This window comes from Pantoea allii (assembly GCF_046529425.1).
GTDB lineage: Bacteria > Pseudomonadota > Gammaproteobacteria > Enterobacterales > Enterobacteriaceae > Pantoea > Pantoea allii.
Map to the genome: position 1 here is coordinate 3,811,869 of NZ_CP125958.1, position 13,793 is coordinate 3,825,661.

General features: G+C 52.8%; 12 protein-coding genes. 2 read left to right on the forward strand and 10 right to left on the reverse strand.

The window, feature by feature from the left end; translation table 11 throughout:
• Nucleotide 1: 1 nt before the first annotated feature.
• From mraY to ilvI, 10 genes are all read right to left on the reverse strand, one after another.
• Nucleotides 2-1,084: a phospho-N-acetylmuramoyl-pentapeptide-transferase gene (mraY, locus tag QNH99_RS18045; RefSeq protein WP_013024610.1), complete on the reverse strand. Its 1,083-nt coding sequence runs from the start codon at nt 1,082-1,084 to the stop codon at nt 2-4.
• Complete coding sequence (gene murF / locus QNH99_RS18050) at nt 1,078-2,436, reverse strand: UDP-N-acetylmuramoyl-tripeptide--D-alanyl-D-alanine ligase (protein ID WP_283356043.1); 1,359 nt, start codon at nt 2,434-2,436, stop codon at nt 1,078-1,080. Before murF ends, mraY begins: the two co-directional genes overlap by 7 nt.
• Nucleotides 2,433-3,920 carry a UDP-N-acetylmuramoyl-L-alanyl-D-glutamate--2,6-diaminopimelate ligase gene (gene murE, locus QNH99_RS18055; RefSeq protein WP_096010984.1) on the reverse strand — a complete coding sequence of 496 codons (1,488 nt, stop codon included), beginning with the start codon at nt 3,918-3,920 and terminating at the stop codon, nt 2,433-2,435. The genes murF and murE overlap by 4 nt, the downstream gene beginning before the upstream one ends.
• Nucleotides 3,907-5,673 (reverse strand): peptidoglycan glycosyltransferase FtsI, encoded by a 1,767-nt coding sequence (locus QNH99_RS18060; RefSeq protein WP_063878399.1) that lies wholly within the window; start codon nt 5,671-5,673, stop codon nt 3,907-3,909. Before QNH99_RS18060 ends, murE begins: the two co-directional genes overlap by 14 nt.
• 16 nt (nt 5,674-5,689) lie before the next feature.
• Nucleotides 5,690-6,010 (reverse strand): cell division protein FtsL, encoded by a 321-nt coding sequence (gene ftsL, locus QNH99_RS18065; RefSeq protein WP_013024606.1) that lies wholly within the window; start codon nt 6,008-6,010, stop codon nt 5,690-5,692.
• Complete coding sequence (gene rsmH, locus QNH99_RS18070) at nt 6,007-6,948, reverse strand: 16S rRNA (cytosine(1402)-N(4))-methyltransferase RsmH (RefSeq protein ID WP_218994980.1); 942 nt, start codon at nt 6,946-6,948, stop codon at nt 6,007-6,009. Before rsmH ends, ftsL begins: the two co-directional genes overlap by 4 nt.
• Before the next feature lie 2 nt (nt 6,949-6,950).
• On the reverse strand, nt 6,951-7,409 hold the full coding sequence (mraZ, locus tag QNH99_RS18075; RefSeq protein WP_063878397.1) for a division/cell wall cluster transcriptional repressor MraZ: 459 nt from the start codon (nt 7,407-7,409) through the stop codon (nt 6,951-6,953).
• A gap of 491 nt (nt 7,410-7,900) precedes the next feature.
• Nucleotides 7,901-8,911: a catabolite repressor/activator gene (gene cra, locus QNH99_RS18080; protein WP_283356044.1), complete on the reverse strand. Its 1,011-nt coding sequence runs from the start codon at nt 8,909-8,911 to the stop codon at nt 7,901-7,903.
• A gap of 196 nt (nt 8,912-9,107) precedes the next feature.
• Nucleotides 9,108-9,599, reverse strand: a complete 492-nt coding sequence (gene ilvN, locus QNH99_RS18085) for an acetolactate synthase small subunit (protein WP_006117664.1) — start codon at nt 9,597-9,599, stop codon at nt 9,108-9,110.
• Between the two features lie 2 nt (nt 9,600-9,601).
• Nucleotides 9,602-11,326 (reverse strand): acetolactate synthase 3 large subunit, encoded by a 1,725-nt coding sequence (gene ilvI / locus QNH99_RS18090; protein WP_063878395.1) that lies wholly within the window; start codon nt 11,324-11,326, stop codon nt 9,602-9,604.
• Nucleotides 11,327-12,058: 732 nt separating this feature from the next.
• Here ilvI and leuL point away from each other — a divergent pair.
• Nucleotides 12,059-12,142, forward strand: a complete 84-nt coding sequence (gene leuL / locus QNH99_RS18095; protein WP_109716544.1) for a leu operon leader peptide — start codon at nt 12,059-12,061, stop codon at nt 12,140-12,142.
• A gap of 88 nt (nt 12,143-12,230) precedes the next feature.
• Nucleotides 12,231-13,793: a 2-isopropylmalate synthase gene (gene leuA, locus QNH99_RS18100; protein WP_063878394.1), complete on the forward strand. Its 1,563-nt coding sequence runs from the start codon at nt 12,231-12,233 to the stop codon at nt 13,791-13,793.

Below are 13,793 nucleotides of genomic sequence, written 5' to 3' on the forward strand. Positions count from 1 at the left end.
ATTACCGTACCTTCAGCGTCGCCAGGCCAATCAGCACCAGCATGAGCGAAATAATCCAGAAGCGCACAATGACGCGCGGCTCTGGCCAGCCTTTCAGTTCGTAGTGATGGTGAATTGGTGCCATACGGAAAATACGTTGCCCGCGTAGCTTGAATGACCCCACCTGCAGAATCACCGACAGCGTTTCAACAACAAACACGCCGCCCATGATCACTAATAAAAATTCCTGACGCAGCAGCACGGCGATGGTCCCTAATGCGCCGCCCAGCGCCAGCGATCCGACATCGCCCATGAAAACCTGGGCCGGATAGGTATTGAACCAGAGGAACCCTAATCCTGCCCCCACGATGGCGGTACAGACGATCACCAGTTCACCGGCATGCCGTAAATAAGGAATATGCAGATACTCAGCGAATTTCACGTTACCTGTTGCCCAGGCGACCAGTGCAAAACCTGCCGCCACAAAGACGGTTGGCATAATGGCCAGACCATCCAGACCGTCGGTCAGGTTGACGGCATTACCGGTACCCACAATGACAAAGTAAGCCAGCACGATGTAAAACAGACCCAGCTGTGGCATCACGTCTTTGAAGAAAGGCACAACCAGCTCTGTGGCTGGCGTATCTTTACCGGCCAGATAAAGCGCAAAGGCAACGCCCAGGGAAATCACCGACATCCAGAAGTATTTCCAGCGCGCGATCAACCCTTTCGTATCTTTGCGTACTACTTTGCGGTAATCATCGACAAAGCCAATCACGCCAAAGCCCACCAGCACCACCAGCACACACCAGACATAGGGGTTGGATGGGTAAGCCCACATCAATACCGACAGGGTGATCGAAGTCAGAATCATGATGCCGCCCATGGTCGGCGTCCCACGCTTGCTAAAGTGCGACTCCGGGCCGTCGTTACGCACCACCTGACCGATTTGCAGTTTCTGCAGCCACGCAATCAGGCGTGGCCCCATCCACAGGGAGATAAATAACGCGGTCAGCAGGCTGACAATGGCGCGAAACGTCAGATACGAAAAGACGTTGAAGCCGGAATAAAATGCGACCAGATGTTCGGCCAGCCAAACTAACATGTTCCTTTCTCCTGTAAGCTCTGTACTACCTGCTCCATGGCGGCACTACGTGAACCCTTAATCAATACGGTCATTTCTTTGTGTTCGGACAGTAACTGGCGTAAACGTTCAGTCAGCGCGGTTTTATCGCTGAAATGTTCGCCAACGCCACTGTTTTCGCTAATTAAATGGCTTATCTGACCGGTGCTTAACACACTATCAATGCCTGCGGCTTTGGCGGCCAGGCCCACTTCACGATGGCACTGTTCGCTTTCGTCGCCTAATTCAGCCATATCGCCCACCGCCATGACGCGGTAACCCGGCATCTCAGACAGCACCTGGGCTGCTGCGATCATTGAGCCGACGTTTGCGTTGTAGCTGTCATCGAGCAGCAGTTGCTGCGCGGAGAGGCGAATGGGGAACAGGCGACCGGGCACGGACTGAAGGTTTTTCAGGCCACTCTGTACTGCGCTGAGCGGGGCATCCACCGACAGCGCGAGCGCGGCAGCGGCGAGCGCATTCGCAATATTATGCCGTCCCGGCACCGGTAAGGTAATGTCTGCTTCGCCATGCGGCGTGTGCATAACAAAGTGCGTGCCATCCTGACTGATGCGAATGTCGCGCGCGTGAAAATCGCAGTCAGCATCCTGGGGGGAGAAACGCCATACCGTTTTACCGTGCAGGTTCTCCTGCCAGTGCGGCCAGTCATTGCTGTCAGCGTTTAAAATCGCCGTTCCCTTCGCGGGCAAACCGTTAAAAATTTCACCTTTGGCTTTTGCCACGCCAGCCAGCGAACCAAACCCTTCAAGATGAGCCGCGGCAAGGTTATTGACCAGCGCGCTTTCCGGACGGACCAGATCGGTGGTGTAGGCGATTTCGCCCTGATGATTTGCACCCAGCTCAATGACCGCGAACTGATGTTCAGGCGTGAGGCGCAATAAGGTCATCGGCACGCCAAAATCGTTGTTCAGGTTGCCTGCGGTATGAAGCGTTTCACCGCATTGACGTAAAATCGCAGCCGTCATCTCTTTCACCGAGGTCTTACCGGAAGAGCCGGTCAGGGCAACGACCCGAGCGCTGGCCTGTTGACGCACCCATGCGCCCAGCTTGCCAAACGCCAGACGCGTATCCTTAACCACGACCTGAGGCACAGATACAGGTAAACGCTTACTTACCAGCAAGGCTTTGGCCCCCTTGGCAATGGCATCTTCTGCAAAGTCATGGGCATCAAAACGCTCGCCCACGATGGCCACAAACAGGCTACCTGCGGTGACCTTGCGGGTATCCGTAGTGACATCATTTAATGTCAGGTCGTCGCCGTGCAGGGTGCCGCTGGTGATCTGTGCTAACGTGCTCAATGAAACCGGAATCATGCTACGCCTCCTAGCAATGTGGCGACCGTCGCACGATCGGAGTAATCCAGACGTTGATTGCCAACAATTTGATAGTCTTCATGGCCTTTCCCGGCCACCAATACGATGTCATCGGGATGAGCCTGCATGATGGTGCTGGTCACGGCCTGCGCGCGTCCGGAAACGACACGGGCACGACCAGGATCGAGCAGCCCACTCAGAATGTCCTGCACAATCGCCTGAGGATCTTCACTGCGCGGATTATCATCCGTCACCACCACCACGTCGGCAAACTGCTCAGCAATTGCTCCCATTAGTGGGCGCTTACCTTTGTCGCGATCGCCGCCACATCCGAACAGGCACCACAGTTTGCCTTTGCAATGCAGACGCGCGGCTTCCAATGCTTTCTCTAAGGCATCCGGCGTGTGGGCATAATCCACCACGACAGTAGGCTTACCCGGGGCGCTGAAGACTTCCATTCGCCCGTTCACCGGCTGCAGTCTTGCCGCAACCCGCAGTAGATCATCCAGCGCATAACCCAGCGCCAGCAGCGTTGCCAGAGCCAACAGTAAGTTACTGACGTTGAAGGCCCCCATCAGGCGGCTGTTTATCTCGCCCTCGCCCCAGCTTGAGTCGAAGCGAATGTGGGCACCATTATCGTGATAGTTCACGTCGGTCGCACGAAGCCAGCGGCCATGATTACCGGGCTGCAGGTTATTTTCCATCGTGACTGCCACGGCGTCAGGCAGATTTGCCAGCCAGCGGCGACCGACGTCATCGTCAGCATTAAGCACGGCCACCCCGACCTGATGCTCGGAAAATAACAACCATTTTGCCGACGCATACTGCTGCATATCACCGTGGTAATCGAGATGGTCACGGCTGAGGTTGGTAAACACCGCAGCGGCAAAGGGCAGTGCTGAAACACGATGCTGCACCAGCCCGTGTGACGAAATTTCCATTGCCGTCAGCGATGCGCCTTTCCGGACCAGTTCATCCAGGTTGTGCTGCACGTCTACGGCTGAACCCGTGGTATTTTCCGCTGGCACCAGTTGCCCGACCAGCCCATTGCCTACCGTGCCCATCACGGCACTGGTTTCGCCCAGCAGGCTGGCCCACTGCGCCAGTAACTGCGTGGTGGTCGTTTTACCATTGGTACCGGTTACGCCAATCAGCTTTTGCTTTTCGCCAGGCTGCTGGTAAAAACGGCCTGCCAGAGCAGAAAGACGTTGATGCAGCTGCGCCAGATAAATGACCGGCACGCCGTGCATCTCACGAATTTCGCCGTCGGTCGCTTCCCCTTCTGCTTCCGCGATAACGGCAGCCACGCCTTGCGCAATCGCCTGAGGAATAAACCGTCGACCATCAACCTGATGGCCGGCAATGGCCACAAACAGATCGCCCGCCGCCGCACTGCGGCTGTCCAGAGTCATGTCACGCAACGGGCGCGCAGGTGCGTCAGGCACCCACGGTCCGAGTAAGTCGCGCAGGTTACGATCTGTCACTTGATTCCTCACTTCTGTTTGTCACCAACTCGTTTTTGTCATTGGTCGGCAGGGCATCCGGTTCGATATTCATGGTACGCAGAACGCCGCCCATGATGGCACCGAACACCGGTGCAGAAACCGCACCACCATAATATTTACCGGCCTGGGGATCGTTAATGACCACCACCAGTGCAAAACGAGGGCGACTGGCAGGCGCAACGCCTGCGGTATAGGCAATGTATTTATTCACGTAACGACCATCCGGCCCGACCTTTTTCGCGGTACCGGTTTTGATCGCCACGCGATAGCCTTTGATGGCGGCTTTCACGCCGCCTCCGCCCGGTAACGCCACGCTTTCCATCATGTGCACCACGGTTTTCACCAAGGCTTCAGGAAACACGCGCTCACCACCAACCGGCGGATCAACTTTGGTTATCGACAGCGGACGTGCAATGCCGAAGCTGCCAATCGTTGCGTAGACTCGCGCTAACTGTAACGGCGTTACCATTAGCCCGTAGCCGAAAGAGAAGGTGGCCCTCTCTATGTCAGACCACCGTTGTTTTTTAGGGTATAAGCCACTACTTTCCCCGACCAGCCCCAAATTGGTCGGTTTACCCAGTCCAAAGCGCGCGTAAGTATCTACAAGCGCTGAGGAGGGCATCGCTAACGCCAGTCGTGAAACACCGACGTTACTCGATTTCTGTAAAACACCTGTCAAAGTCAGTTCGCTGTAGCGCGCCACATCTTTGATTTCATGGCCGTTGACGCGATAGGGAACGGTATTCAGTACGCTGTTCTCTTTCACCACACCGCGTTGCAGGGCCGTCATCACCACCATCGGCTTCACCGTTGAGCCAGGCTCGAAAATATCGGTGATGGCGCGGTTACGCATCAGGTCTTTTGCCGTGTTGCTCAGGTTATTCGGGTTGTAGGCCGGGCTGTTGGCCATTGCCAGTACTTCGCCGGTGTTCACGTCCACCAGCACCGCCGTGCCCGATTCCGCTTTGTTAAAGGCCACTGCGTTGTTGAGTTCGCGGTAGACCAGCGCCTGCAGGCGTTCGTCGATGCTCAGCGTCAGGTTGTGCGCGGCACGGCTGTCAACCGAAGAGATATCTTCAATCACACGTCCGTAGCGATCTTTACGCACGGTTCGCTCGCCTGGTTCACCGGTCAGCCATTTATCGAAGCTCTTTTCGATGCCTTCAATGCCCTGGCCGTCGATATTGGTAAAGCCGATGAGATGTGACGTCACCTGACCAGCCGGATAGTAGCGTCGAGACTCTTCACGCAAATGAATGCCTGGCAGCTTGAGTTTTTTAACGTATTCACCGATGGCGGGATTGACCTGACGCGCCAGGTAAATAAAGCGCCCTTTGGGATTCGCATTCACGCGTGCGGCCAGTTGATCAATGGGGATAGAAAGGGCATCGGATAAGGCTTTCCAGCGGCTGTCAAGCGTGACCCCGCCAGCATCATGTAGCTCTTTAGGATCGGCCCAGATCGCATTTACCGGCACGCTGACCGCCAGCGGGCGTCCGCCACGATCGCTGATCATGCCGCGCGCGGTCGGCACCGCCTGAACGCGTAATGAGCGTAAATCGCCTTCTTTAACCAGCTTGTCTGGGTTGATCACCTGCAGCCACGCAACCCGAGACAACAGCCCACCTAACGCCAGCAAAATGCAACCGCATAACAACGCAAAACGCCAGCTTACAAAGCTGGCTTTATCTTCCGGTTTTTTTAACTTCAGCGTTCTTTTTACGCCGTTCATTAGCAGTAACAGATCCTTATTTTTGCACCACGATGTTTTCCTGCGAAGGATCAACGTGCTGCATCTGCAGCTTTTCGGTGGCGATCCGCTCAACGCGGCTGTGATCGCCAAGGGCGTTCTCTTCCAGAATTAAATTGCGCCATTCAATGTCCAGCGCATCACGCTCCAGCACCAGTTGCTCTCGCTGGGCGGTTAACAGGCGCGTTTTGTGCGTAGTGGTCACCACCAATACGGCAGAAACCAGTACGGCTATCAGCAACAGCAGGGGAATTTTGCCTTTGCGCAAAATGTCCCCGGCGATAACGCCGGGTAAGCTGTGCCGTTCGTTGCCGATCATGCGTCAGTTCTCTCAGCGATGCGTAAAACGGAACTGCGTGCACGAGGGTTCTCTTTCACCTCAACGTCGCCCGGTACCATTTTTCCCAGTAGCTTTAACTGACGGCCGCCCAGCGCATTGAGCTGCTGTTCGGTCATAGGGAGTCCATGTGGCACCTGCGGACCCCGACTCTGATCGCGCATAAAACGTTTTACCAGTCGGTCTTCCAGCGAATGGAAGCTGATAACGGATAAACGCCCTTGTGGGGCAAGTACCTCAACCGCACCTTTCAACGCGATATCAATCTCTTCCAGTTCGCTGTTAATCCAGATCCTGATCGCCTGGAAGCTGCGCGTAGCCGGATGTTTAAACTTATCTTTTATCGGTGTGGCAGCGGCAATTACCGCAGCCAGCTCTTTCGTGCGCGTCATCGGTTCTTCACGATTACGCTCGACGATGGCGCGGGCAATGCGTTTCGCAAAACGCTCTTCGCCGTAAGTTTTCAGCACAAACGCAATATCCGCTTCGTCTGCCTGCAATAACCATTCGGCGGCAGAGTGACCTCGCGTGGGGTCCATACGCATATCCAGTGGTCCGTCACGCATGAATGAAAAGCCTCGTTCGGCATCATCCAGTTGGGGGGATGAAACCCCCAGGTCCAGCAATATGCCGTCGATACGGCCAACCAGTTCCCGCTCGGCCATGTACTCTGCCAGTGCGGAAAAGGGACCATGAACAATCGAAAAACGTGGATCCTTTATCTCAGCCGCTGCGGCGATAGCTTGCGGGTCACGGTCAATGGCGATGAGCTTTCCACCAGCGCCAAGCTGCGCCAGAATTAAGCGCGAGTGGCCGCCACGACCGAAGGTGCCGTCGATGTAGATACCGTCTTCCTTGATGTTGAGGCCATTAACCGCCTCATCCAACAGCACGGTGGTGTGTTTGTAATTTTCCTGCATAGCTATAGCGATAAATCCTGCAACCGCTCAGATAAAGGCTCCTGAGCTGACTGTTCTGCGTCAATATCTTCCCTGACTTGTTGATACCAGGTCTGTTCATCCCACAGTTCAAACTTATTGAACTGCCCAACCAGCATCACTTCTTTGCTTAAATTTGCATGCTGACGAAGCGTATTCGCCAACAACAAGCGGCCTGCATTGTCCATCTGACATTCACTGGCATGTCCCAGCAGCAAGCGCTGTACCCGGCGCTCCAGAGGATTCATGCTGGAAAGACTCGCCAGCTTCTTCTCAATGATTTCCCATGCGGGCAAGGTGTAGAGCAACAGGCATGGCTGGTGGAGGTCGATGGTACAAACCATCTGCCCCTGTGATTCCTCGCTCAGCAAATTGCGATAGCGCGTTGGTACCGCCAGGCGTCCTTTGCTGTCGAGATTGACTAACGTTGCTCCACGGAACATGCCAGCCTCACCCCTCAATTACCCATTTGCACCACTTTATCCCACTTTTTACCACAAAACGAGTTTAAGGATCGTAGGAAATCATTGTCAAGCCGGAGCGGCAGTTGAATATGACTATTTACCAAGGCGGGAATTAACACTGAGAGGGTTTCAAAACGCCAAAAGATGATTAATCAAAATTAAACTAATGAATAACTGAATAAAAAAATCTGACGCAAAAAAGAGTGGCTTAAAATTACACGTTTATTCAGGTTGAATAGCGTTGAGCCGTTTTGAGACAGGGGACGCATTTTAGGGGATTTCTTAAGGGATGCACAGCTACATAGCGACAAACAGCGTTTAAAACAGGCGCTAAGTTGTAAGTAAACAAGAATAGTCCGTTAACTTAATTTGTGAGCATGAATGAATAACGCTTACGCTTTTTTACTTTAAGAAGAAAGAGTTTAAAAACAGCATGTAATAGACAGGGCAGACTTATTGCTGCCCTTAATTTAATTAGAAATTCTGCTTAATTGTCCACGACGCAATAAATTACGACGAATTCGGGTTAAACCGGGTTTGGGTTTTCTGGGTTCATCCAAAGAGGCTAAAACTAATTCCAGCACCCGTTCGGCGACGTCACGATGACGTTGGCCAACAGACAATACCGGACACTCAAGAAAGTCCAACAGCTCGTGATCGCCAAAGGTGGCAATGGCGAGATCGGCTGGCAAGCGCCCGTTACGTTTCAGCGTGACATCCATGACGCCCTGCAGCAGACCAAAAGAGGTCGTGAAAAGCGCATCTGGCATGGGGTGATTCTCCAGATAAGTTTCAAACAACGCAGCAGAAGCCGTGCGTTCAAAACTATTACAGTAAATGTAATCAATCGGGCGCTCATCATCTTTCCAGGCCTCTCTGAAGCCCAATTCACGCAGGAAACTGACGGAGAGTTCAGGTAACGCGCCCATAAACAGCACGTTACTAATTTTGAGCTGACGCAATTCAGCCGCCAGCGCAAAGGCATCATCCTGGTCGGCGCCGACAACGCTGGTGAAGTGCTCACGATCCAGCGCACGGTCCAGCGCGATGATCGGTAATGGGTTATTGATCCAGCGTTGATAAAAAGGATGCTCGGGTGGAAGCGACGTCGATACGATAATCGCATCGACCTGGCGTTGCAGCAGATGCTCGATACAGCGCATCTCGTTATCAGGCTGATCTTCAGAACAGGCGATCAGCAACTGGTAGCCACGCTGGCGAGCCTGACGTTCAAGGTAGTTAGCAATGCGCGTGTAACTGGTATTTTCTAAATCGGGGATGACCAATCCAATCGATCGCGTGCGTCCGGCGCGCAGCCCTGCCGCTACCGCATTGGGATGGTAATTATGCTCGCGCACCACCGCCATGACTTTCTCAACGGTTTTGTCGCTGACACGATACTGCCGTGCTTTCCCATTTATAACGTAACTGGCCGTGGTGCGCGATACACCCGCCAGACGCGCAATTTCATCCAGTTTCACTGTAACCCCACCATTAAACAGGCTTAAGCTGATTGTTAACCCGCAGATAAGCTATGGACATCCTTTTTAGCACATCTAACAGCAGAAAAGTGCGCGTAGCAACCGCTTTTCTGATGGTCGTCAATCTTGCGCATTAAAAAGAAAAAACCCGGCATTTCGCCGGGTTACAAACATTGCTGATGGTAACGGAGCGTGATTAACGCATAATGCGCTCACCACGAGACACGCCCACGATTCCTGAGCGAGCCACTTCGACAATTTCAGCGACTTCACGAACGGTGCTTAAAAAGGCATCCAGCTTGTCGCTGGTACCTGCCAGCTGAACCGTGTAAAGCGATGGCGTGACGTCAATAATCTGCCCACGGAAGATTTCAGCGCTACGCTTCACCTCTTCGCGGCCATAACCCGTCGCCTGAATTTTCACCAGCATAATTTCACGTTCAACATACGCGCCCTGCCCTAACTCGGTCACGCGCAGTACGTCGACCAGTTTGTGGAGCTGCTTCTCGATCTGCTCCAGCACTTTCTGGTCGCCGACGGTCTGAATGGTCATGCGTGACAGCGTGGGATCATCCGTCGGTGCGACGGTCAGGCTCTCAATGTTATAGCCGCGTTGTGAAAACAGGCCCACTACGCGAGACAATGCGCCGGATTCGTTTTCCAGCAAAACTGATAAAATGCGACGCATAATTAAGTCCTCTCCGTTTTGCTCAACCACATCTCGTCCATGCTGCCACCGCGAATCTGCATCGGGTAAACATGCTCACTGCCGTCAACGTTGACGTCTACAAAGACCAGCCGCCCTGTGGCCAGGGTTTCCAGCGCCAGCGCCAGCTTTTCTTCCAGCTCTGCAGGATGATCAATGGCAATACCCACGTGACCATAGGCTTCAGCCAGGCGAACAAAATCAGGCAGCGATTCCATATAAGACTGAGAATGGCGACCGGAATAAATCATGTCCTGCCACTGTTTCACCATGCCCAGGAAACGGTTGTTCAGATTCAGCACCAACACCGGCAAATCGTACTGCAGCGCGGTCGAGAGCTCCTGAATATTCATCTGAATACTGCCATCACCGGTTACACAGATAACCGTCTCGTCAGGCAGGGCCATTTTAACGCCCAGCGCGGCAGGCAGGCCAAAGCCCATGGTGCCGAGGCCACCGGAGTTAATCCAGCGACGCGGTTTATCGAAGGTGTAATAAAGGGCGGCGAACATCTGATGCTGTCCCACGTCCGAAGTGACGTAGGCATCCCCGTTCGTCAGGCGACAAATGGTTTCGATAACCGCCTGTGGTTTGATTTTGTCACTGGTGCGATCGAACGCCAGGCACTGGCGACTGCGCCAGGTTTCAATCGACTGCCACCAGTCACGCAGGCTGTCGAATGGCTGCTTTGCCTCACTCTGATCCAACAGTTCCAGCATTTGCTGTAAGGTCTGTTTGGCATCTCCGACAATTGGGATATCTGCCGCCACCGTTTTTGAAATGGAGGTCGGGTCGATATCAATATGCATCACGGTGGCATTGGGACAATATTTAGCCAGATTGTTGGTGGTGCGGTCATCAAAACGTACGCCAACCCCGAAGATCAAATCGGCGTTATGCATGGTCATGTTCGCTTCGTAGGTTCCATGCATGCCCAGCATGCCGACACACTGACGATGACTGCCAGGAAACGCGCCCAGCCCCATCAGTGAGGTGGTGACCGGAATATTCAGACGTTCGGCCAACTGCAGCAGTTCCGCTTCGCAAGAGGACGTGATGGCACCGCCGCCGGCATAGATAACGGGCTTATGCGCCGCCAGCAAGGTTTGCAAGGCGCGTTTAATCTGGCCTTTGTGCCCCTGAATCGTGGGGTTATAAGAGCGCATGCTCACGTCCTGCGGATAATGGTAAGGCAGCTTATTCGCAGGATTAAGAATATCTTTTGGCAGATCGATGACCACCGGCCCAGGACGACCCGTAGAGGCCAGCCAGAAGGCTTTTTTCAGCACCATCGGGATCTCTTCGGTATTTTTCACCAGGAAACTGTGTTTCACCACCGGACGAGAAATACCGACCATGTCACATTCCTGGAAGGCATCATAGCCAATCAGAGACGAAGGAACCTGACCTGACAGAATGACCAACGGAATAGAATCCATATAGGCCGTCGCTATGCCGGTAATCGCATTGGTTGCGCCCGGCCCCGACGTTACCAGCACCACGCCCACTTCGCCGGTTGCGCGCGCCAGACCATCTGCCATATGCACCGCGCCCTGCTCGTGACGAACCAGAACGTGATCTATCCCACCTACGGTTTGCAGCGCATCATAAATATCCAGCACTGCGCCACCCGGATAGCCGAATACCTGCTTAACGCCCTGATCGATTAACGACCGGACGACCATTTCGGCTCCTGACAACATCTCCATTTTCTGCCTCCCGGCTTGAGGAACTGAATCTACTGACGACTGCTTTCCCGCTAGCCACATGCATCCAGCCCTGTTTTCGCCAATTAAGATCAAAACCTTATGTTTTTGCTAAGACAGCAGAACTCATTTCTGCTGTCCAGATACAGAGAATTCTGCTGGGTTATTTTTTCTAAGAGTAGGTCGATTACCATAACCGCAGAAAAACGGGCTGGCAAACGCCAAACGCCTTTTATTAAAGGAGGCAGGATACAAAGCCTCTGCTCGCCAACTTTGGCTTACGATTATTAAACTAAATACGCCAGTTAATAGCAGAGGAAAATGCTGGTAATGGTATTTTTTGCAGTCGTATCTAAGAAATAAAAAAAACAGATGACAGACCGGTTCAGCCAGCCGTCTTTCAGCCGCGCCTTTTTACGGCGTAACGCTCTTATAAAGTCTTCAGGCGCGATGGATTATGCTGCCTTTCATCACACCTTCGTGGATAAAATGATATAACGCCTTTAATTTATCATTATAATTCATTGAATTAGCACATAACCATCGACCAGCAGGCTAACGTCAGCGGCAATAAGCGTGACGCGAAGTGTCTCTCTCGTTTAATACTCTGCGAGGGCCGAAAATGGCAGAACATTTTTCTTTGCCGCTGCAAAAAATAACCCTTTGCTTATGGTTGACATCCATGGGTGATTCCAGTACCAATAGATGCAGCAAAAAATTCACGAGGTTTGAAACATGTCACGTTCTTTTCGTCTATCAGGTCTACTACTAAACGCAACTTATGTGCGCGGTAGACTTGTGGGCGAAATCAAACACTGATTCGAACCTGCTAAAAGTTAAAAACCCGCGCCTGTCGCGGGTTTTTTTATGCTCGTTGCAAGGCAAGAAACGCAAAAGGATGAACACGATGAGCCAGCAAGTTATTATTTTCGATACCACTCTGCGCGATGGTGAACAGGCATTACAGGCCAGCCTGAGTGTGAAAGAAAAACTGCAAATTGCATTAGCGCTGGAACGTATGGGCGTTGATGTGATGGAAGTCGGTTTCCCTGTGTCTTCACCAGGTGATTTTGAATCCGTGCAAACCATTGCGCGCACCATCAAAAACAGCCGGGTTTGCGGTCTGGCTCGCTGTGTTGAACAGGATATTGATGCCGCTTACGAGTCGTTGCGCGTCGCTGAAGCGTTCCGTATCCATACCTTTATCGCGACGTCACCGATGCATATTGCCACGAAGCTGCGCAGTACCCTGCCTGAAGTGATCGAACGCGCCGTCCGTATGGTGAAGCGCGCCCGTAACTATACGGATGATGTCGAGTTTTCCTGTGAAGATGGTGGCCGTACTCCAATTGACGACCTGTGCCGTATGGTTGAAGCCGCGATTAACGCCGGTGCGACCACCATTAACATCCCGGACACCGTCGGCTACACCTTGCCGAACGAATACGCCAACATCATTAGCCAGTTGATTCAACGCGTGCCAAACATTGATAAAGCGATCCTGTCTGTCCATACGCATGATGATTTGGGCATGGCAACGGGCAATGCGATCGCTGCGGTTCAGGCTGGAGCCCGTCAGGTCGAAGGCACGTTGAACGGATTAGGTGAACGCGCCGGTAACTGTGCGCTGGAAGAAGTGATCATGGCGATCAAAACCCGCCAGCAGATCATGAATGTTCATACCAATATTCATCATCAGGAAATTTACCGTACCAGCCAGATGATTAGCCAGATCTGCAATATGCCGATTCCGGCCAACAAAGCGGTGGTCGGTTCTAACGCCTTTGCCCACTCTTCCGGTATTCATCAGGACGGTGTCATCAAAAATCGTGAAAACTATGAAATCCTGACACCTGAGTCCATCGGCCTGCACAAAATTCAGCTTAATCTGACATCCCGCTCCGGCCGCGCAGCGGTAAAACATCGTATGGAAGAGATGGGCTACACAGAAAGCGAATACAACCTGGATTCCCTGTATGACGCTTTCCTGAAACTGGCGGACAAGAAAGGTCAGGTATTTGATTACGATCTGGAAGCGCTGGCTTTCATTAATAAACAAAACGAAGAGCCTGAATTTTTCCAACTGAATGATTTCAATGTGCAGTCAGGCTCCAGCATTACGGCCACCGCGTCGGTGAATCTGGGCTGCGGCGAACAAACGAAATCAGAAGCGGCGACCGGTAACGGTCCGGTTGATGCGGTTTATCAGGCGATTAACCGTATTACCCAGTTCAATGCAGAACTGGTTAATTACAAGCTGACGGCAAAAGGTCATGGCGAGAATGCGCTGGGTCAGGTTGATATCGTGGTGAGCTACAACAATCGTAAGTTCCACGGCGTCGGTCTGGCGACAGATATTGTCGAATCTTCTGCAAAAGCGATGGTGAACGCACTAAACAACATCTGGCGAGCCAAACAGGTCGAGAAAGAGTTACAGCGCAAGTCTAAAGATCAGAAGGAAACGGTGTAA